The sequence below is a fragment of the Bradyrhizobium sp. ISRA464 genome, assembly GCF_029910095.1.
GTDB lineage: Bacteria > Pseudomonadota > Alphaproteobacteria > Rhizobiales > Xanthobacteraceae > Bradyrhizobium.
On record NZ_CP094526.1, the window covers coordinates 1,135,217 to 1,155,717 of the forward strand.

A 20,501-nucleotide genomic window follows, 5' to 3' on the forward strand; every position below is an offset into this window, starting at 1 on the left:
CTTTCCTCCCCGTGGCAGAAGGGCTGACGAAAATTGTCCCGCCAGCCAAGGCAGTTAGCTGCCTTGTGCGACAATTTGGCACGCCTGTCCGGCGCGACCAACCCGAAAACGCCTCCGAACCATCGGAAAAAGAGCCGTAGTGGAAAACGCCTCGACGCAGCGTGCGCGGCATCAGCCCGTGGCGCGCGCGGTCGCGCTGAGCCAGTTCCGGAACGCTGCGAGCTTGGGCGTATCCGCCCGTCCCTGCGGGGAGACCAGATAAAAGCCGGCGTCCGCCGGCAGCGTGATCTTGAAGGGCACCACGAGGCGGCCCTTGGCGATGTCGTCCTTCACATAGGAGGTTCGGCCCATCGCGACACCGATCCCGTCGATCGCGGCCTGGACCGTGACAAAGGTGAGGTCGAAGGTAATGCCCGGCTGCTTCGATATGTCGGTCGGCAGTCCGGCCGCGGTCAGCCACAGCCGCCAGTCGTCGCTGTTGGTGTTGCTGGTGTGCAGCAGCACGTGATCCCGGAGGTCCTCCGGACATTTCAGCGGCTTGCTTCCCTGCAGCAAGGACGGGCTGCACACCGGGAACAGTTCGTCCGCCATCAGCCACTCGGCGCGCAGGCCCGACCATTGGCCACGACCGTAGCGGATCGCGGCGTCGACCTTGTCACGCTGGAAATCGACCAGGCTGGTCGACGTGGTGATGCGGACGTCGATGCCGGGATGCGCCTCCTGGAATGCGGAGAGCCGCGGCAGCAGCCATTTGGCCGCGAGCGAGGCGAGGGTGGAGACGGTCAGCACGTGGCCGTCGTCCCTGCGCAACAGCCGGTCGGTCGCAAGCCGCAGGTCGTTGAAGGCGGCGCGCACGCCGGGAAGGTATTCGGCGGCTTCCGGCGTCAGGCTGAGCGAACGGTTCTGTCGGACGAACAGGCGGACGCCGAGCTCTTCCTCGAGCCGCCGGATCTGATGGCTGATCGCGGTCTGCGTCACGTTCAGCTCCGATGCCGCGATCGTGAAGCTCATGTGCCGCGCGGCGGCCTCGAAGGCGCGCAGCCCGTTCAGCGAAGGTAGTCGGCTGGTCATTCCGGCGTGGCTCCCAATACATGACGTTAATTCATGCGAAACGGTACAAAGTGTCGTTTGTGGAAGGCTCCGACTGCGCAGATATTACCGCCAAGAGGTTACCGACAGGAGCCGGAAATGTCCATTTTCACTCATCAATCGATGACAAATCATCATGCTGATGGCTTTTTGAACCAGGTCAACGAGACCCTTCATGTGTGGTGGGACCGCTACGAGCGCCGGCGCGAGCTGGCCCAGTGGTCGGACCGCGACCTTCACGACATCGGCGTATCTCGGAGCGACGTGGCTTTCGAAACCGAAAAGCCGTTCTGGCGGGCCTAACAAGGACGCCTTCGCCGGCGTCGCCTCCGATGAGGGGCGCCGGCCAATTTCTTCACCCCTGAGAAGCGTGTGATGGCTGCGCGGCGTCTCGATGATCTCAAGCAATATTCCGACGTGCTGCGTGCGAAGGACGGTCGCGAGATCAAGGTGCGCTTCGTCGAGCCGCGAGATCGCGAGGAGCTGCAGAGCTACATCCGTTCGCTCTCCGCGGGGGCGCGCTACAACCGCTTCCTGGGCGCGATGAGAGAGCTGCCGAAGATGGAGCTCGAGCGTTTCATCCACATCGGCGAGGCCGACCGGTTCACGGTGGTCGCGACGATCATGGTTGACGGCTTCGAAACCATCGTCGGCGAAGCCCGCTACGCCTTCCATGCCGACACGTCGAGCGTCGAGTTCGGCCTGTCGATCGACGACCGGTGGCAGGGCCACGGCATCGGCAAGGCGCTCTTGAAAAATCTCGAATGCCGCGCGGCGTCCTTCGGAGCCGGGCGCATCTTTGGCGACACTCTGCGTTCCAACGCGACCATGATCGGGCTTGCCCGCAAGTCCGGCTATGCCTTCACGAACAGCCCCGGCGACTGGAAGCTGGTGCGCTTCGAGAAGCAGATCCACGTCAAACCACAAGAAAGTCCCTGTGCCAGCTGGCGGCTCGCCGCCGCTTCCCGCATGGCCGCGACGTCCTCGCTTGCGGTTTGATACACTGCGCCCGGTTCTGGCCCCTCCAGAACCGGGTCTTTTTTTAGCCAACCTGTTGCCGTAACCTCTGCTCGTCATGCGCGGGCCTGACCCGCGCATCCATCGAGAGAAGGCGCATCTTGCGCTATGGATTGCCGGGGCAAGCCCGGCAATGACGGTCAGGCGTCCTTCGCAAAGTCAGTCGACGTCGCCACGGTGCGCCATTCCGCCAGCTCCTTCGCGACAGCCGCGTTCTTGGCCTCGATGCGCTCCACCGTGTCGCTACCGAGCGGCAGCCGCAGCGGCGGCTTTTCGGCGTTGACGAGCCGAAGCATCGCACCGGCGAGCTTGCGCGGGTCGCCGCGCTGGCCGTGGTTGAAGTCGGCGGCAAGCGCGCGTGTCCTGCCGACGCTCGCATGATAATCTTCGATCTGTTGCGCGATGCGCGACAGCGAGCTCTCGTCCAGGAAGTCGGTCCGGAAGAAGCCGGGCTCGACCACCGTCACCTTGATGCCGAGCGGCGCGACTTCGCCGGCCAGCGCCTCGCTGATGCCTTCAACCGCGAACTTGGTCGCGCCGTAGACGCCCCATCCGGGATAGCCGGCGTAGCCGCCGACCGACGAGATGTTGACGACATGGCCGGAGCGCTGCCGGCGCATATGCGGCAGCACCGCGCGCGTGACGTCGAGCAGGCCGAACACATTGGTGCCGAACAGTCGCTGGGTTTCCGCCGCGCTCGCCTCCTCGATCGCGCCGAGGAGGCCATAGCCGGCATTATTGATCAGGATATCGATGCGGCCGAATCGCTTGACCGCTTCGCCGGCCGCGGCATGGGCCTCGGCCTCGCTGGTGACGTCGAGCCTGACGGCCAGCAGCCGCTCATGCTGGCCGAGGCGGGCGGTGACGGTTGCGGGATCGCGCGCGGTGGCAACCACCGCATCGCCTGCCTTGAGCGCCGCTTCGGCGATCAAGGCGCCAAAACCCCGGGAAGCTCCTGTGATGAACCAGACACGCATGATTTTGCCCTTTCCTTTGGGGCCGGCGCGATGCCGGCCTGATGGGCAAAGGGATAGCGCCTCGTCGGTGATGAGATAATCCGATATATATTTGCCAAGCTGATGAGGAAAATTCATTAATGCGGATCGACCCCTCCGACCTCGCCACCTTTCTCGCCATCGCCCGCCACAAGAGCTTTCGCGCGGCGGCGACCGAGCTTGGCGTGTCCGCGTCGGCCCTCTCGCACGCGCTGCGCAACATCGAGGAGCGGCTCGACCTGCGCCTGATCAACCGCACCACCCGCAGCGTGGCGCTGACCGAAGCCGGCGAGCGGCTGTTCGCGCGGATCAGTCCGGCGTTTCGCGACATCGACGATGCGCTGGAGGATCTCAACAATTTCCGTGGTCGCCCGGTGGGCACGCTGCGCTTCACCGCGGCGCGCCAGTCGGCGCAGCTGGTGCTGCTGCCGATCGTCACGCGCTTCCTGAAGGCGTTTCCCGATGTCAGTGTCGAGGTCATGATCAACGACGCGTTGATCGACATGGTCGCCGCCGGCTTCGACGCTGGCGTGCGTTTCGGCGAGACGATTGCTGGCGACATGATCGCCGTCCCGATCGGTCCGCGGCATCGCTTTGCCGTGGTCGGCTCACCCGCTTATTTTAGGACGCACAAGCCGCCGATCACGCCGCACGACCTGAAACGCCTGCCCTGCATCCGCTACCGCTTCACCAGCGGCGTGGTTTATCGCTGGGAGTTCGATCGCGGCGGCATCGAGGTCGATATCGACGTCGAGGGACCGCTGACGCTGAACGACCAGGACCTGATAGTCGATGCAGCGCTCGATGGAGCTGGGCTCGCCTATGTGTTCGAGGCGCAGGTCAACGCGCTGATCGCGAAACGCAAGCTGGTGCGCGTGCTCGCCGACTGGTGCCCGGCCTATCCCGGCTTCTTCCTCTATTACCCGAGCCGCCGTCAGCTGCCGGCCGCGCTGCGCGCCTTCGTGGATTTCGCGCGCTCTCCGAATCCGTAGCCCGGATGGAGCGAAGCGCAATCCGGGATCAGTATCTCTGGGGAGAGCCCTGTCCCGGATTGCGCTGCGCTCCATCCAGGCTACGCGCTCGTCATGCGCGGGCTCGACCCGCGCATCCATCAAATGAAAGCGGTCTTTACGATGGCTTGCCGGGTCCAAGCCCGGCAATGACGGGCGACCAAGCCGGCGCTCAATTGCCCCGAAACACCGGCTTGCGCTTGTCGATGAAGGCCTGCACCGCTTCCTTGTGATCGGCCGTCGTGGTCAGCCGGATCAGCCGTTCGGCCTCATGATCGCGCGCGGTGGCGAAGTCGAACAGCAGCGCTTCATCCAGATTGTCCTTCATGTAGCGCAGCGCCAGCGTCGGGCCTTCGGCCATTGCCTTGGCGAGTGCGAAGGCTTCCTCCTGCAGCGTCTCGTCCGGCACCACGCGGTTGACGAGGCCGATCTGCTCGCATCTGGCGGCATCGACCTTCTCGGCCGTGAACATCAGCTCGCGGGCGCGTGCAGTGCCGACCAGGCGCGTGAGCAGCCAGGCGATGCCGTAATCGCCGCTCAGCGCCACGCGCAGATAACCGGTCGACACGAAGGCCGATTGCGCGGCGATGCGGAGGTCGCAGGCCATCGCGAGCGCGAGCCCGGCGCCGACCGCGGGGCCGGGCAGCGCGGCAACGGTCGGCTTGCGCACCGAGGCGAGTGCCCCGGTGAGCAGGCGCTGGCGTTCCTGCAGATCGGCGACCTTGTCCTCATAGGACATGTCGAGCTTCTTCTGGTCGCGATGCGCGCCCATGCCCTTGACGTTGCCGCCGGCGCAGAACGCCTTGCCGGCGCCGGTGAGCAGCAGCACGCAGACCTCGGGGTTCTCGCCGCAGGTCCTGATCATCGTGCGCAGCGCCGGCGTCAGATTGTCCGACATCGCGTTGCGCACCTCGGGGCGGTTCAGCGTGATGACGGCGACGCGGTCGCGGATCACGCAGAGCAGTTCGTCGGTGCCGGTCTCGATCTTGATTTCGCTGGTCATGTTTCCTTCCTGAGGGCTGATCGTTGCCGTCATCGCGAGGAGCGAAGCGACGAAGCAATCCACTCCTCAGCTTGTGGCGATATGGATTGCTTCGCTCCGCTCGCAATGACGGATGCAGCGGATCGTTTCGCGGACGTTACGCTAGTTACATGACTTCCGTCATCTCAAAACTTCTCGACCCAGGGCCGCAATTCGAGCTCCCAGCTCCAGGCGCTGCGCGGCTGCTGCAGCACGCTCCAATAGCTCAAGGCAATCGCATCGGGATCGAGCATGGAGTCGGGCCGGTCGGCGGGCTCGGTGCGAGCCGCGCTGCGGATGCCGCCATCGATCACGAAATGTGCGACATGGATGCCTTGCGGCGACAATTCGCGCGCCATGCTCTGCGCCAGGCCGCGCAACGCGAACTTGCCCATCGCGAACGGCACCGATTGCGCGTAGCCCTTCACGCTGGCGGACGCACCGGTGAACAGGATCGCGCCCTTCTTGTTCGGCAGCATGCGTTTCGCAGCTTCCTGCGCCACCAGGAAGCCGCCGAAGGCGGAGACCGCGATCGCCCGCTCGACCTCTGATGGCACCAATTCGACGAACGGACCGCGCATGCGGCCGGAGGCGTTGTAGACCACGAGATCGGGCGTCCCGATCTCGCGCTCGACGAGGCCGAACAGCCGTTCCACGTCCTCGACCTTGGTGGCATCGCAGGCATAGGCGCGCGCGCCGGTCTCGGTGCAGAGCGCGCCGAGTTTCTCGATGCTGCGCGCGGCCAGCGCCACGCGAATTCCCTCCCGCGAAAATAGCCGTGCGAGCGAGGCGCTGAGCCCCTCGCCGGCGCCGACGATCAGGGCGATCTTGTACTTTGGCATGTCCATTGGGCTTTCCTTTGCTCTGCCGGAAGAGGATAGTCTGCCTGAAGAGATGAGCAACAAAGCCGGGAATTCAATGCAGCCGCTCAAGCAGGACCTTAAGCCGTCATACGCCAGCCAGCCGGGGCTCCTGGCTCCCGATACCACAGGCATGAACTTCTACCGGGCCGACCCCGCGCTGACTGATCTGCTGAAACTGCATTTGCCCGATGCGCTGTTCCGTCACATCGAGCCGCATCTCGACCGGCTCGGCGAACTCGCCGGCGGCTATCTCGATGAATGCGCGAGGCTCGCCGACAGGCATACGCCGATGCTGCACCAGCGCGACAAATTCGGCCGCGACGTGCAGCACATCGAATACCACCCGTCCTATCGCGAGATAGAGAAGGTTGCCTTCGGCGAGTTCGGCATTCACGCGCTGTCGATCCGCAAGGGCATCATGGGCTGGCCGGACAAATATCCCGTCGTGGCCAAGCATGCCTTCACCTTCCTGTTCAACCAGACCGAATTCGGCATGGGCTGCCCGATCAATGTCACCGACGGCTGCGCCAAGCTCTTGGCGAATTTCGGCAGCGAGGCGTTGAAGGCGAAATATCTCGATGGCCTGACGCAAACCGACATGAGCAAGCTGACGCAGGGCGGCCAGTTCATGACCGAGAAGGAGGGCGGCTCCGATGTCGGCACGCTGACGACGCGGGCCGTGCAGGAGGGCGACCACTGGCGGCTTTATGGCGAGAAATGGTTTTGCTCGAATGCCGATGCCAAGGTGGTGATGCTGCTGGCGCGCCCCGAGGGCGCAGGGCCGGGCACGCGCGGTGTCGGCCTGTTCCTGATGCCGCGTTTCCTCGACGACGGCTCGCAGAACCACTACCGGATCGTGCGCCTGAAGGACAAGCTCGGCACCCGGTCGATGGCCTCGGGCGAGATCAAGTTCGATGGCGCGATCGCTTATGCCGTCGGCAAGCTCGATCGCGGCTTCGTGCAGATGGCCGAGATGGTGAACTCGTCGCGGCTTTCCAACGGCGTCAAATCCACCGCGCTGATGCGCCGCGCCTGGCACGATGCCATCACGGTGGCGAGGGGACGTGTTGTCTTTGGCCAGCGCATCATCGACCTGCCGCTGGCGCGGCGGCAGTTGATGAAGATCATGCTGCCGACCGAGCAGGCGCTCTCGATGAGCTTCCTGACTGCGGCTGCGCTCGACCGCGCCGAGGCCGGCAGCCAGGATGCCGCGGCGCTGCTCCGTATCCTCACGCCGACCTTGAAATTCCGCGCCACCCGCGACGCCCGGAAAGTCTGTGGCGATGCGATGGAGATGCGCGGCGGCATCGGATACATCGAGGAGTTCGTCACGCCACGGCTGTTGCGCGACGCGCATCTCGGCTCGATCTGGGAGGGCACCGGCAATATCGTCGCGATCGATGCGCTAAAGCGCGCGGTCGGACGCCATGGTGCGGACAGTGCGCTCGCGGCCGATTTGCACGCACGGTTGGACGACAGCCCCGATGTCCCACAGGCCTGGCGCAACAGGCTGCGCGATCTCAGCGACCGCGCAGTCGCGTTTGCGCGCGAGGTCGCAAGCCGCATGGACAACGAGGGCGATGCGCGTCGAGCCACCAGCCTGCTCTATCACGTCGCAAGCGCGGTGGCGCTGGCGTGGGAGGGCGGACGCATTCACGAGATGCGCGGCGATGCGCGCCGGCTCCTGCTGTCGCGGATGGTGATCGACCACCGCGTGATGCCGGGCGATCCGTTCCGGCTAACGGAAAATACCGTTCAGCGCACGATGACCGAGCACCTGCTCGGCGATCGCGCTGTCGGCATGGCCGAGGTTGGCGAATTGCTCGTCGCAGCGTAGGCTCACCCGTGGCCGCAGTTCACCTCTCCCATCGGGAGAGGTCGGATCGCGCCAGCGATCCGGGTGAGGGGTATCGCTCTCTCGATAGTTCAACCCCTCACCCGTACCGCATCATCGATGCGCTCCGACCTCTCCCAATGGGAGAGGTGGAGAGCGTGCGCAACGATAAACACGAGAGGAAATTCCGATGAAGGCCGCCGTCCTGCATGAAGTCAACAAGCCGCTGGTGATCGAAGACGTCAGCGTGCCCAATCCGGGGCCGCGCGAGGTCCTGATCCGCACCGCGGTCGCCGGCCTCTGCCACTCCGACCTGCACTTCATGGAAGGACTGTATCCGCATCCGCTGCCGGCCGTGCTCGGTCATGAATCGGCCGGCGTGGTCGAGAAGGTCGGCTCCGACGTCAACTACGTGAAGCCCGGCGATCACGTCGTCACCTGCCTGTCGGTGTTCTGCGGCACCTGCGACAACTGCACCACCGGCCGCACCGTGCTGTGCACCGATACCACGGTGAAGATGCTGCCCGGCGCATCCAATCGCCTGCAGTGGAATAGGCCGGAGAAGCTCAACCAGTTCCTCAATCTCTCGTCCTTTGCCGAGCAGATGCTGGTGCACGAGAATGCCATCGTGAAAATCAAGAAGGAGATGCCGCTCGATCTCGCAGCCCTGATCGGTTGCGGCGTTATCACCGGCTACGGCGCCGTTGTGAACACCGCGAAGGTGACCGCCGGCGAGACGGTGGCCGTGATCGGCTGCGGCGGCGTCGGCATGGCCGCGATCAACGGCGCACAGATCGCGGGCGCCGGCCGCATCATCGCGATCGACACCAACCCCGCCAAGCTGCAGCTCGCCACCAAGCTCGGGGCCACCGATATCGTCGATCCCGCGAACGGCGACGTCGTGCAGCAGGTGCGCGAGCTGACCGGCGGCGGCGTGCATCACTCCTTCGAGGTGCTCGGCCGCAAGGACACCGCCGAGCAGGCGTTCGGTATGCTCGCTGCCGGCGGCACCGCGACCATCGTCGGCATGATCCCCTTCGGCCAGAAGATCGAGCTGCACGGCTTCGACTTCCTGCGCGAGCGCAAGATCCAGGGCTCGTCGATGGGCTCTAACCACTTCCGCGTCGACATGCCGCGTCTCGTCGACTTCTACATGCGCGGCAAGCTGCATCTGGAGGACTGGATCTCGGCCAAGCTGAAGCTCTCGGAGATCAACGAAGGCTTCGCCAACATGAAGGCCGGCAAGACGCTCCGCAGCGTGATCGTGTTCGACAGCTGACCAGGTTGTCGCCGCCCGGCTTGACCGGGCGGCCCAGTACGCCGCGGCGGCGGCGGTGTGAAGCAACTGCGCCGCCAGGTACTGGATGCCCCGCATGAAGCGGGGCATGACAGCGGACCGTGTCGCCGCGAGCGTGGTCCTTACCGCGCGACGTGCGCCGATACCGCGAGCCATTTGCCGTTCTGCCTGGCCCAGCAGTCGGTGTAACGACCATGCGCGGGCTGGCCATCCGCGCCGATATAGCTCGTTTGCGCGTGGATGATGGCGAAGTCACCGAGGATGCGGATCTTGACGTCCTCGGCCTTCAGGCCCTTGATTTTCACGGGGATCGCGGTCTGCTTCAGGAAGGCGGCGCGATCGACAAGGCTCTTGTCGGGGTTGGTGCAGTAGAAATCTTCCGCCAGGATTTCGTCGAAGCGTTTGACGTTGCAGTTCTGAACGGAATCGACATAGTCCTTGTTGAGCTTTGTCAGCTCTTCCAAGTCTGTGCTCATTGGTTTTCCTCCCGTTTTCTCTCCGCTGTCGTATCTCAATCGTCGAACATCTTCGGCGGCACGAACCCGCCGAATTCGCGCTCGATCAGTTCGGCGAGCTTCAGGGGTGTGCGGTCTTCCAGCCAGGGGCCGACGATCTGCACGCCGACCGGCAAGCCGTCGGGCGCAGAGCCGGTCGGGATTGCAGTCGAGGGCAGGCCGGGCAGGGTCGCGATCCCGGGCCAGGCGAGCTGGTCGGTGTAGACGTGCGGTTCGCCGTCGATCAGGATCCGCCGCTGCTCCTGATCGGGCGAATGATCGTGCGGAAAGGCCGGGGTCGGCATGATTGGGCAGATCACCGCATCGAATGACTTGAACAGTTCGCGCCACTGCGCGCGCAAGCGTGCGCGGGCGCCGTCGGCGATCACCCACTCGCGATGGCTGAGCGCGATGCCACGCAGGCGCTCGGCCTGCAGGCTGGTGTTGCTGGCCGGCAGCGCCGCCGCCGCCGCGCATGCGCCGGCATAGACCTCCGGCGGGAAGGTTGCAGCGAGGAACGACAGCAGCATCCGCATGTAGAGCCGCGAGGAGGCCGCGAAATCCGGCAGCAACGGGCTCGAGCGCGAGACCTTGGCGCCGGCCTTGTCGAGGTTGCTGGCGAGCTTGTCGATCGTGGCGCCGATCGTCCTGTCGGTCGGCAGCACCGGATCGGTGTCGATCACGAGAATACGGAAATCCATCAGCGCCGAATGCCGCGCCGCCGGCAGCTCGAGGCGGTAGGCCTTGCCGGCCTCCAGCGGATCGGGGCCGGCCATCACGTCCAGCAGTAGCGACAGATCGGCGGCGCCGCGCGCCATCGGGCCGATCACCGAGAGATCACGGTCGAACGGCAGCGGCGGCAAAGGCGGCGGCGTGTGGCCGCGCGAGGGCAACAGCGCGAAGGTCGGCTTGTGCGCATAGATGCCGCAATGGAAGCCTGGCACACGCAGCGAGCCGCCGATGTCAGAGCCGAGCGACAGCGCGCCGTAACCTGCGGCCAGCGCCGCCGACGATCCGCCGGACGAGCCCCCAGGCGTGCGGCCGAGATCGAAGGGGTTGTTGGTGGTGCCGTAGACGTCGTTGTAGCTCTGCCAGTCGGCGAGGTTGAGCGGCACGTTGGTCTTGCCGAGGATCACGCCGCCGGCATCTTTCACCCGCGTGATCGAGAGCGCGTCTTCGGCCGGCGTGAAATCCTTCTGTGCGGGATTGCCCCAGGTCGTCGGCAATCCTGCGACATTGAAGGATTCCTTCACGGTCATGGGGATGCCGAGCAGCGGCCGGTGCTCGCCGCGCGCGATCGCGGCGTCGGCGGCGCGGGCCGCGGCAAGGCCGCGCTCGAAATCGCGCACGCAAATCGCGTTGATCTTGCCGTCATGGCGTTCGATGCGGCCGATCGCGTCCTCGGCCAGTTCGACGGCTGACACTTGCTTTGCCTTCAGCGCCGCCGACAGTTCGACGGCGGTCTTGAAACTCCATTGCGACTTGGCCACGGCGCGCTCCATTGTTCGGGCGTGATCATGCTCAGAATGGAGCAGGCGAGCAAGTCCGGCTTGATCGCAATTGCGCGGCCGGCCGAGAGCATTTTCGGTTCTGATTGAATCAGAACCGAAGCTCTAGATTCTTGTTTTGACGCGTTTTCTTCACGCCAACCGGCGTCCACTTCGTTCGAAAACGCTCTAGTTTGGGAGCATGCGCTGCATGACGCGATCGCGGTAGATCAAGAGATGCGCCAGCGCCGCCGCGACGTGGAGGCCGATCAGCACCAGCAGAGACCATTCCGCCACCTGATGCAGCCCGTCGATGGCCTTGCCGGCCGCGGCGTTGTCCGAGGCGAGCATAGGCAGCGGCACCATGTAGAAGAACGACACTGACCAGCCCCGAAACGATGCGAACAGCCAGCCGGTCACGGTCGTCGCCAGCACGAGTAGATAGAGCATCCAGTGCGCGACCTGAGCACCGATCCCCTGCCATACCGGAAGCGACCGTTCGGCGAGGACCGGGTGGGTCAAACGCCAGATCAGTCGCAGCACGATCAGGGCAAGGATGAGGATGCCGAACGAGATGTGGAACGTCATCGCAGCACCTGGAGTCTGACCGCGATGGATGTCCGGTATCAGCCAGCCGATCGGATACTGCACGGCCAACAAGCCCACGATGGTCCAGTGGAAGAGCTTTGCGGTGGTGTCGTAGGACAGACGGGGCATGGGTATTCCAGGCAGACGTGGGCGGATCGGGACCGATCCTAATTGGGCGTGGTGCGTGCCGAGAGATGCGCCATCGGATTGATCGGGCCGTTCGCGCTCGTGCGCTCTCCCGAACTCTCCTTGGCTCCTGGTACCGGAAATGCATAGCCGATAATGGTCTTGACGACGAGTCGGTCAGACGCCGGCGTGAGTCCGTAGCCGACGCCGAAATCGATGTCGACATCGCCGAGCTTGAAGTCGGTCACCGCGAACAGCGTATGTTGCTGCTGGGCGAGCGGACTGAAGTCGCCGATCTTGCCGAAGTCGGCGTAATATTCGAGGCCGGCATACACATCGTCCTTCAGCTTGCGCGCCACACGGGCGGCCGGCGCGAAATCCGCCTCGCCATATTTTCCGAAGCCGACGTCGACGATCGGGTTGACGATGAATTCATAGTCCTCGTTGCGCACGCCGATGATCGGCCGGATCTCGAGACCCCAGCTGGTCTGCGCGAATTTCGGCATCTCGTAGCTGAGCTCGAAATTGACGCCGTAGAACAGGTTGCGCTTGTCGGCGTTCGGCGAGACGAACAGCGTGCGCAGCTTGAAGGCATCGGACAGGAACTGCCGGTCCTGCACGGAAAACGGCAGATAGAGTCCGAGCTCCCACCAGTCGGTCATGCCATAGGCGAATTCCGGCGTGCCGTTGAGGCTGTGGTTGGAGGGAAAGCCGCCGGGGAAGGGCGGGTCCTTCTGCCCGATACCGACATAGTTGAGGTGCTGCTGGACGGTGAGCTGGCCGGGCTCGGCGATGCCGGCGTTGTAGACCTGGATCTCGTCGGTCGCCTTTGCGCTACGGCTGCATCCGAGCGCGGCCAGCATGGTCAGCGCGGCGCCGGCCAGGAATCGGTGTTGGCGGAGGCTTCCCATCGACGCACCTTGCTCTACGCAGCCCCGATCAAGATGCCGACCGCAAGCACGATCGCGCCGCCGAGCACGATCTGGAACACGGCCTGCAGGAACGGCGTGTCCATGTAGCGTGCGCGGATGAAGGCGATCGCCCACAATTCGAAGAACACGACGATGCCGGCGATCACGGTCGCGATCCAGAATGCATTCGGCCAGGAATCGGGGACGAGATATGGAATTGTGTGACCCAATCCGCCGAGCGTCGTCATCAGGCCGCAGGTCAGCCCGCGCAGCCAGGGTGAGCCGCGCCCGGTGAGCGAGCCGTCGTCGGACAGCGCTTCCGCAAAGCCCATGCTGATGCCGGCGCCGATCGAGGCGGCAAGGCCGACCAGAAAGGTCTGGAAGTTGTGATGCGTGGCGAAGGCGGCGGCGAACAGCGGCGCCAATGTCGAGACCGAGCCGTCCATCAATCCGGCAAGGCCTGGCTGCACATATTGCAGCACGAACATCCGCCGCCGTGTGCGATCTTCCTCCGCGCGCACGTCGGGCTTGAGGATCTCGCCGGTCAATTGGACCGCGAGCTTCTCGTGGCTCCTCTCTTCCTCGGCGAGATCGCCGAGCAGGCGGCGCACCCCGACATCTTCGGCCTTTTCGGCGGCCTTGGCGTAGAAGCGCTCGGCCTCCAGCTCCATGGTCTCGACTTCCTTGCGGATGGTGTCGAGCGGCAGGTTCTTGGTGAGCCAGATCGGTCGGCGGCGCAGGAATCCCTTGACGTCCTCGCGCCGGATCGGCGGCAGGTGCGGGCCGAAGCGTTGCTCGTAGGTTTCGAGCAGCCGGTGGCGATGACCACGCTCCTCCTCCGCCATTTCCTCGAAAATCTTAGCGGTGTCTGGATAGCGGTGCGCGAGGTCCTCGGCGAATGTCATGTAGATGCGGCTGTCCTCCTCTTCGGAGGCAATCGCGACCGCCAGCACCTCGCGCTCGGTCAAATCGGCGAAATTCTTCACGGTGATGCCCGCTTTACCTGATTTAGAATTAGAATAATTCTAATATTGGCGTCCGATCGCGAGGTCAATCGTGGGCGACGTTCCCTGGTACCGTTTGTGATCACGATGAAGGGAACCGGCCGATCGGATGCTCGTTCGAGCCCCGGCGGCCAAAAGATCGGCTAACCGCAACGCCCGTTCCGCGGAATGTTTCGGGAAACGTCTGGGATAATGCCCTATTGCGTCGCGCGGGCCAGGAACTGAAGCAGCAGGCGGCCGACCTCGTCCGGTTGCTCCTGCTGCACCCAATGGCCGGCGCCGTCGACCAGATAGCAGCCGATCATCCGCGTGCAGGCTTTTGTCTGCATCGCCTCATAGACGCCGGGCCGCTGATACGTGCCCCAATCCTGCCTGCCCGAGATGAACGCGGAGGGCACGTCGATGGTGCGTCCGCTCCACGTCTGCAATTCCGGCACGAATGCGCCCGAGGTGCCGCAGCGATACCATTGCAGCCCGCCCTGGAAGCCGGTGCGCTGATATTCGGCGCTGTAATAGGCAAGCTCGTGGTCCGGCAGCCATTTGTTGGCGGCGATCGCCTCACGCGAGGGCATCTTCTCGGCGACCGTCGCCGCCATGCCCTTCGCGAGATCCATCACGTAGTAGGTCGGCAGCTTGGCGAGCTCGCTCGCCGACCATGATTGCAGCGGATAGGGCTTGTTGTCGGTCCAGTCCGCGCTCTTGTGGTGGTAGTAGGCGCGCAGGAAATCGTGCACGCCTTGCGGCGCGCGATGCATGTCGCCATTGGCCTCGCGCGTCGAATAGTACCATTGATAGTGCTTGCGCGGCCGCGGCAGTGCCGCCAGCTCCCGATGCACCGGATCCTCGCTGGCCGGCTTCGCCGGCGCATTTGCGGTGTTGAAGGGCAGCGCCGGCGGTCCCGCGAACGGCGCGCTCATCATCACGACCGCGCGGAACAGGTCGGGCCGGATCAGTGCGCACCAGGCCGCGACCGATGAGCCGAAATCGTGCCCGATCACGGCATCGACGCTCTTGTAGCCGAACGCGACCACCAGCCCGAGCGCATCGCGCACCAGGTTCGGCAGGCGGAACAGCGCGAGATCGCCGTCGTAATCCGCGCTCCATCCCGTCGTGCGGCCATAGCCGCGCTGGTCCGGCGCGATCACGTGATAGCCGGCCGCGGCGAGCGCCGGCATCACCTTGCGCCACGAGAAGGCGAGCTCGGGGAAACCGTGCAGCAGCAACAGGCACGGCCGGCCCGGCGTCTCGAAGCCCGCCTCCAGCACGTGCATGGTGAGGCCGTTGATGTCGTCGACATAACGCGAGCGGATCGTGGAGGGGAGCGGGATGTCGGGAAGTGCTTCCATCGTGCAGATCACCTTGATCAACATCGCCGCGGATGCAGCGTATGTGACTGTACGCCGGCGGCCATTGAATGCTACCTGTATTCGCCTTGTCGCGGAGGACAAGACGACGACTTCGAGCGATCGCCTTCTCGGCGCGAACGATAGCAACTTTGTTCAAGGGATGCATGCCGCATGCGTTGTGCAAGGGACGCAAATTTGTCCGGCTGGGTGTCTCGTCTCGGCGCGATGATCGCCGTCGCGAGTCTGGTGCTCGCATCTGCCGCTCATGCGGCCGACATCAAGGAGCTGACCGAAAAGCTGCCGCGCGCCTATATCGGCGAGTTTCTTTGGGATGGCGACAAGACGGTGCAGAATGTCGTGTTCACCTTTAACAAGGTGCGAGCCCTCAACGAGCAGAATGCGGAGGCGAGCGGCTGCGGGTCGTATCAGGTCGGCCGCGAGGTGACGACGATCAAGATTCGCATGTTCGTCAGGCTGCCGGATCTGCAGGTCGAGATTTTCGAGCAGTCGCCAGAGGGCAACGAGACGTTCGAGACCGGCGGCAGCCATCGCGGCAAGCTGTCGGACGATCTGCAAAGAATCGATGCGCAATGGACCACGACGGCGTCCGGCCAGCAGGGACAATTGCATCTGCGCGCCGCGTCGTCCGCCGCCTGCGAGCCGGCGGCTTCGATTTAGGAAGGCGTCCGGAGGGTCGTCATGACAACGATGTCACCCTAAAGGACGATGCGCTGCATCCTTCACCCTCCCCTGAAAGGGGTCGAGACGAGCGAAGTTCGCTCTTGCGTCGATGCGAATGCAATGAGCAGCGGGGAGGGGTCACAGTCTCTCCACGCAGACCGTCCTCGCGGAGAGAACGGACCCCTCCCCGTTTCGCGTTGCGCTTCGCTATATGCGAACCGGCCCTCCCCTTTCAGGGGAGGGCAAGCGGATCACGCCTTCACGGCCGGCTTCGGCCAATAGCGGTCGCGCAAATGGCGCTTCACCAGCTTGCCGGTCGGCGTGCGCGGCAGCTCGGCCTCGAAGTCGATGCTCTTCGGGCATTTGATCGGCGACAGATGCGTGCGGCAAAACGCGATCAGCTCGGCCTCCAGCTGCTTGCCGGCCTTCGCCATGTCGTGCGGCTGCACCACGGCCTTGACCTCCTCACCCATCTCCTCGTTCGGCACGCCGAACACCGCGACATCGGAGACGGCTGGGTGCGTGATCAGCACATCCTCGGTCTCCTGCGGATAGATGTTCACGCCGCCGGAGATGATCATGTAGCTCTTGCGGTCGGTGAGGTAGAGGAAGCCCTCGTCATCGAGGTAACCGACATCGCCGAGCGTCGACCAGCCCTTGGCGTTGTAGGCGCGCTTCGTCTTCTCGGGATCGTTGTGATAGGAGAACACCGGCGCGTCGGCGAAATAGACTTGGCCGATCTGGCCGGTCGGCGCTTCCTGATCGTTCTCGTCCAGGATCTTGACCTTGCCGACCACGGCGCGGCCGACCGTGCCGCGATGCGTCAGCCATTGCTGCGAGGTCGAGACCGTGACGCCGTTGCCTTCGGAACCAGCGTAATACTCGATCAGGATCGGGCCCCACCAGTCGATCATCCTCGCCTTCACATCGACCGGGCAGGGCGCCGCCGCGTGGATTGCGCCCCTCAGCGACGAGACGTTGTAGCGGGCGCGCACCTCGTCGGGCAGCTTCAGCATGCGCACGAACATGGTCGGCACCAGCTGCGACTGCGTGACCTTGTATTTCTCGACGAGCTTCAGGAATTCCTCGGCGTCGAAATGCTCCATGATCACGGAGGTGCCGCCGAGCACGATCGCCATCATGTTGAAGCGCAAGGGGGCCGCGTGATAGAGCGGCGCCGGCGACAGATAGATGCTGTCTGCATTCATGCCGCACATGTCGCCGCACAGAATGCGCAGGAACGGGTTCGGCACGTCGATCCGGTTGCCCTCGAACTCCTTCTTGATGCCCTTCGGGCGCCCGGTGGTGCCGGACGAATAGAGCATGTCGTAGCCCGCGACCTCGTCCGCGATCGGTGTGGTCGGCTGCGCGGCGGCCTCCTTGTCATAGGAGCGGAAGCCGGGCGCCGGCTCGTCCATCATGTAGAACAGCGGTTCGCCCGGCTCGCCCTTGATCAGGCCCTTGACCTTGTCGGCGCATTGCGGCGTGGTGATGAAGACCTTGGCGCCGCAATCCTTGATGATGTAGGCGATCTCCTCCTCGGTCAGGTAGCGGCTGATCGCGGTGTAATAGAGTCCGCTCCGCTGCGCCGCCCAGCACAGCTCCATGAAGGCGAGGCGGTTTTCCATCAACAGCGCGATGTGGTCGCCGGCTTTCAGGCCGAGCGAGCGGAACAGATGCGCGCCCTGGTTCGAGAGTTCGTCGAGCTCGCGATAGGTGATCGCCTTGCCGGTGCCGGCCATCTGATAGGCGATCTTGTCAGGCGTGTTGCGTGCGTGGACAGACGGATGGGTCACAGACGTTTCCTCGTGTGTTCAACATGAAAATGGCGAGCAGGAAGCGCACTCCCTGCTCGCCAGTCGTCAATCGCTTCTTCTTGTTCTTAGAGACGCTCGACGATGGTGACGTTCGCCATGCCGCCGCCTTCGCACATGGTCTGCAGGCCCCAGCGCTTGTTGCGCTGCTTCAGCGCGTTGACCAGCGTCGTCATCAACTTAGTGCCGCTGCCGCCGAGCGGATGGCCGAGCGCGATCGCGCCGCCATTAACGTTGAGCCGGGCCGGATCGGCGCCCGTGGTCTTCAGCCACGCGGTCGGCACCGAGGCGAACGCCTCGTTGACCTCGAACAGGTCGATGTCGTCGATCTTCATGCCGGCCTTCTTCAGCGCGCGCTCGGTGGCGGGCAGCGGCGCTTCCAGCATGATCACCGGATCATGGCCGATCATGGTCATGTGGTGGATGCGCGCCATGGGCTTGACGCCGAGCGCCTTCAGGCCCTTCTCATTGACGACCATCACGCCGGAGGCGCCGTCGCAGATCTGGCTGGCGCTGGCCGCCGTCAGCTTGCCGTTCTCGGCGATCAGCTTGACGCCCTTGATGCCCTCGAGGCTGACGTCGAAGCGGATGCCTTCGTCGATGGTGTGGATGTCGGTCGAACCGTCGGCGCGGGTGATCTTCACCGGCACGATCTCGTCCTTGAAATGGCCGGCCTGGGTCGCCGCGATCGCGCGCTGGTGGCTGTTGTAGGAATATTCGTCGAGCTCATCCTTCGACAGGCCGTACTTCTCCGCCATCATTTCCGCGCCGGTGAACTGGCTGAAGACGATGTTGGGATACTTCGCTTCGATCCCCGGGCTCTTGTAGTGGCCGAAGCCGTTCTTGGCCGGCAGCGAGGAGGCGAGCCCCATCGGCACGCGGGTCATCGATTCCACGCCGGCGGCGATCACGCAGTCCATGGTGCCGCTCATCACCGCCTGCGCCGCGAAGTGCAGCGCCTGCTGCGACGAGCCGCATTGGCGGTCGATCGAGGTCGCGGGCACGCTTTCCGGCAGCTTCGAGGCCATCACCGCGTTGCGGGCGATGTTGTTGGACTGCTCGCCGGCCTGCATCACGCAGCCCATGATCACGTCCTCGACCTGCGCGGGGTCGACGCCGGTGCGCTCGACGAGCGAGTCCAGCACGGTGGCGGCCAGATCGGCCGGATGCCAGCCGGCAAGACGACCTCCCTTGCGGCCGCCGGCGGTGCGGGCGGCGGCGACGATATATGCCTCGGCCATGTCTGATCTCCCTGATGTTCTGGATTGGCGTGATTCAAAGATGGGCCGGATTTAATGGGCGGTCCCGCATTTAGTCAATCAATCAATTAACTCTTGAGTGCAGCCCCGCCATGGGCTTATGTGCGGCCTCGACGTGCCGACAGCCCCAGGACCAGAGCGCAGTTGAATACCAGCGTACCGACGAGACTTCCGGCCGGCAGAAATGCCACTGCCGACAAGCTATTGGTCGCAGCCAGCGAGCTGATGATCGAGCGCGCCTCGATCGATGTCTCGCTGTCCGACATCGCGCAGAAGTCCGGCGTCAACGCCGCGCTCGTGAAATATCATTTCGGCAACAAGGACGGGCTGTTGCTGGCGCTGCTGGCGCGCGACGCCGCGACCGAAATGTCCCAGCTCGAATATCTGCTGGCGCAGCCCATCACGCCGACTGCGAAGCTGCGCCTGCACATCGGCGGCATCATCCGCGCCTATCACCAGTTCCCCTACATGAACCGGCTGATCCACTATCTGCTGCACGAAAGCACGCCGCAGGCCGCCGACGAGGTGTCGAAATTCTTCGTCGCGCCGCTCTTGGATTTCCACCGCCGCCTGTTGGCCGAAGGCATCAAGGCCGGCGAGTTCCGCAAGATCGATCCGGTGCTGTTCTACACCAGCCTGATCGGCGCCTGCGATCACCTGTTCTTCGGCCGCCACGCGATGTCGCGTGCGGTCGGCGTCGGTCCGGTCACCGACGAAGTCTGCCGCGATTACATCAAGCACATGGAAGCCTTGATCTTCGGCGGCGTGCTGAAAGAGAAGGAATTGCGAATGGCGAACAGCGAATAGCGAATGGAGCCAGGTCCTCCGTTCTACTCGCCATTGGCTACTCACCATTCGCCATAAGCAAGTCTAGAGAAGAAACGCTCAAGGAAAGGTTGTTCTCATGCAGTTGAAAGACGTTGCCGTTCTCATCACCGGCGGTGGCTCCGGTCTCGGTGCTGCGACCGCCCGCGCGATGGCCGCCAAGGGCGCCAAGATCGGCGTGATCGACCAGAACAAGGAAAACGCCGAGAAGGTCGCGGCGGAAGTGCAGGGCGTCGCCCTGCACGCCGACGTCACCGACGAAGAGGCGATCAAGGCAGCGATCGCCAAGGCCGAAGCCGCGCATGGCGTCGCGCGCGTGCTGATGAACTGCGCCGGCATCGGCGGCTCGCAGCGCATCGTCGGCAAGGACGGCGTCTATCCGCTGGCGAAGTTCGTCCGCATCATCAACGTCAACCTGATCGGCACCTTCAACGTGCTCCGCCTGTTCGCCGAGCGCCTGGCGACCGAGGCGCCGATCGGCGAAGAGCGTGGCGTTGCGATCAACACCGCGTCCGTTGCCGCTTACGAGGGCCAGATCGGCCAGATCGCCTATTCGGCCTCGAAGGGCGGCGTCGTCGGCCTCACACTGCCGGCCGCACGCGACCTCGCCAGCCTGAAGATCCGCGTCAATACCATCGCACCCGGCCTGTTCCTGACGCCGCTGCTGATGGGCCTCAACGAGGAAGCCCGCAAGAGCCTTGGCGCCCAGGTGCCGCATCCGGCCCGCCTCGGCGACGCCAGCGAATATGGCGCGCTCGCGGTGCACATCGTCGAGAACCCGATGCTCAACGGCGAAACCATCCGTCTCGACGGCGCCATCCGTATGGCTCCTCGTTAGTA

At 64.4% G+C, this 20,501-nt stretch carries 20 protein-coding genes; 8 read left to right on the forward strand and 12 right to left on the reverse strand.

Annotated features, from left to right (window positions below; all coding sequences use genetic code 11):
* Positions 1-171 precede the first annotated feature (171 nt).
* A complete protein-coding gene (locus MTX19_RS05275; RefSeq protein ID WP_280982721.1) occupies positions 172-1,071 on the reverse strand; it encodes a transcriptional regulator GcvA in 900 nt (299 codons plus the stop codon).
* Between the two features lie 117 nt (positions 1,072-1,188).
* Between MTX19_RS05275 and MTX19_RS05280 the strand changes: the two genes are divergently transcribed.
* Together MTX19_RS05280 and MTX19_RS05285 are read left to right on the forward strand one after the other, a co-directional pair.
* Positions 1,189-1,392: a DUF1127 domain-containing protein gene (locus MTX19_RS05280; protein ID WP_280982722.1), complete on the forward strand. Its 204-nt coding sequence runs from the start codon at positions 1,189-1,191 to the stop codon at positions 1,390-1,392.
* A gap of 72 nt (positions 1,393-1,464) precedes the next feature.
* On the forward strand, positions 1,465-2,088 hold the full coding sequence (locus MTX19_RS05285; protein ID WP_280982723.1) for a GNAT family N-acetyltransferase: 624 nt from the start codon (positions 1,465-1,467) through the stop codon (positions 2,086-2,088).
* Between the two features lie 158 nt (positions 2,089-2,246).
* On the opposite strand, the gene MTX19_RS05290 is transcribed toward MTX19_RS05285, so the two are convergent.
* The gene (locus MTX19_RS05290; RefSeq protein ID WP_280982724.1) at positions 2,247-3,083 is read right to left on the reverse strand and encodes an oxidoreductase; all 837 of its coding nucleotides are present in this window, start codon (positions 3,081-3,083) and stop codon (positions 2,247-2,249) included.
* A 119-nt stretch (positions 3,084-3,202) separates the two neighbouring features.
* Between MTX19_RS05290 and MTX19_RS05295 the strand changes: the two genes are divergently transcribed.
* Positions 3,203-4,093, forward strand: coding sequence for a LysR family transcriptional regulator (locus MTX19_RS05295; RefSeq protein ID WP_280982725.1), 891 nt, complete (start codon positions 3,203-3,205; stop codon positions 4,091-4,093).
* A 190-nt stretch (positions 4,094-4,283) separates the two neighbouring features.
* Here MTX19_RS05295 and MTX19_RS05300 read toward each other — a convergent pair whose 3' ends face one another.
* Both MTX19_RS05300 and MTX19_RS05305 read right to left on the reverse strand, forming a co-directional pair.
* On the reverse strand, positions 4,284-5,114 hold the full coding sequence (locus MTX19_RS05300; protein WP_280982726.1) for an enoyl-CoA hydratase: 831 nt from the start codon (positions 5,112-5,114) through the stop codon (positions 4,284-4,286).
* A 164-nt stretch (positions 5,115-5,278) separates the two neighbouring features.
* Positions 5,279-5,980 carry an SDR family NAD(P)-dependent oxidoreductase gene (locus MTX19_RS05305; protein WP_280982727.1) on the reverse strand — a complete coding sequence of 234 codons (702 nt, stop codon included), beginning with the start codon at positions 5,978-5,980 and terminating at the stop codon, positions 5,279-5,281.
* A 70-nt stretch (positions 5,981-6,050) separates the two neighbouring features.
* Here MTX19_RS05305 and MTX19_RS05310 point away from each other — a divergent pair, with 70 nt between their 5' ends.
* On the forward strand, positions 6,051-7,832 hold the full coding sequence (locus MTX19_RS05310; protein WP_280984700.1) for an acyl-CoA dehydrogenase family protein: 1,782 nt from the start codon (positions 6,051-6,053) through the stop codon (positions 7,830-7,832).
* A gap of 187 nt (positions 7,833-8,019) precedes the next feature.
* Positions 8,020-9,108: a Zn-dependent alcohol dehydrogenase gene (locus MTX19_RS05315; RefSeq protein WP_280982728.1), complete on the forward strand. Its 1,089-nt coding sequence runs from the start codon at positions 8,020-8,022 to the stop codon at positions 9,106-9,108.
* A gap of 140 nt (positions 9,109-9,248) precedes the next feature.
* On the opposite strand, the gene MTX19_RS05320 is transcribed toward MTX19_RS05315, so the two are convergent.
* From MTX19_RS05320 to MTX19_RS05345, 6 genes are all read right to left on the reverse strand, one after another.
* Complete coding sequence (locus MTX19_RS05320) at positions 9,249-9,602, reverse strand: nuclear transport factor 2 family protein (protein ID WP_280982729.1); 354 nt, start codon at positions 9,600-9,602, stop codon at positions 9,249-9,251.
* A 35-nt stretch (positions 9,603-9,637) separates the two neighbouring features.
* On the reverse strand, positions 9,638-11,110 hold the full coding sequence (locus tag MTX19_RS05325) for an amidase (protein WP_280982730.1): 1,473 nt from the start codon (positions 11,108-11,110) through the stop codon (positions 9,638-9,640).
* Positions 11,111-11,296: 186 nt separating this feature from the next.
* Positions 11,297-11,824 (reverse strand): cytochrome b, encoded by a 528-nt coding sequence (locus MTX19_RS05330; RefSeq protein ID WP_280982731.1) that lies wholly within the window; start codon positions 11,822-11,824, stop codon positions 11,297-11,299.
* A gap of 38 nt (positions 11,825-11,862) precedes the next feature.
* Positions 11,863-12,732, reverse strand: coding sequence for a hypothetical protein (locus tag MTX19_RS05335; protein WP_280982732.1), 870 nt, complete (start codon positions 12,730-12,732; stop codon positions 11,863-11,865).
* Between the two features lie 14 nt (positions 12,733-12,746).
* On the reverse strand, positions 12,747-13,718 hold the full coding sequence (gene mbfA / locus MTX19_RS05340) for an iron exporter MbfA (protein ID WP_280982733.1): 972 nt from the start codon (positions 13,716-13,718) through the stop codon (positions 12,747-12,749).
* Positions 13,719-13,933: 215 nt separating this feature from the next.
* Complete coding sequence (locus MTX19_RS05345) at positions 13,934-15,082, reverse strand: alpha/beta hydrolase (RefSeq protein WP_280984701.1); 1,149 nt, start codon at positions 15,080-15,082, stop codon at positions 13,934-13,936.
* 195 nt (positions 15,083-15,277) lie between these two features.
* Between MTX19_RS05345 and MTX19_RS05350 the strand changes: the two genes are divergently transcribed.
* Positions 15,278-15,760: a hypothetical protein gene (locus tag MTX19_RS05350; protein ID WP_280982734.1), complete on the forward strand. Its 483-nt coding sequence runs from the start codon at positions 15,278-15,280 to the stop codon at positions 15,758-15,760.
* Positions 15,761-16,014: 254 nt separating this feature from the next.
* Here MTX19_RS05350 and MTX19_RS05355 read toward each other — a convergent pair whose 3' ends face one another.
* Positions 16,015-17,559 (reverse strand): acyl-CoA synthetase, encoded by a 1,545-nt coding sequence (locus MTX19_RS05355; RefSeq protein WP_280982735.1) that lies wholly within the window; start codon positions 17,557-17,559, stop codon positions 16,015-16,017.
* Positions 17,560-17,645: 86 nt separating this feature from the next.
* Positions 17,646-18,818: an acetyl-CoA C-acetyltransferase gene (locus MTX19_RS05360; RefSeq protein ID WP_280982736.1), complete on the reverse strand. Its 1,173-nt coding sequence runs from the start codon at positions 18,816-18,818 to the stop codon at positions 17,646-17,648.
* Between the two features lie 162 nt (positions 18,819-18,980).
* Between MTX19_RS05360 and MTX19_RS05365 the strand changes: the two genes are divergently transcribed.
* Positions 18,981-19,643, forward strand: coding sequence for a TetR family transcriptional regulator (locus tag MTX19_RS05365; protein WP_280982737.1), 663 nt, complete (start codon positions 18,981-18,983; stop codon positions 19,641-19,643).
* A 97-nt stretch (positions 19,644-19,740) separates the two neighbouring features.
* On the forward strand, positions 19,741-20,499 hold the full coding sequence (locus tag MTX19_RS05370) for an SDR family NAD(P)-dependent oxidoreductase (RefSeq protein WP_280982738.1): 759 nt from the start codon (positions 19,741-19,743) through the stop codon (positions 20,497-20,499).
* Positions 20,500-20,501: the final 2 nt, after the last annotated feature.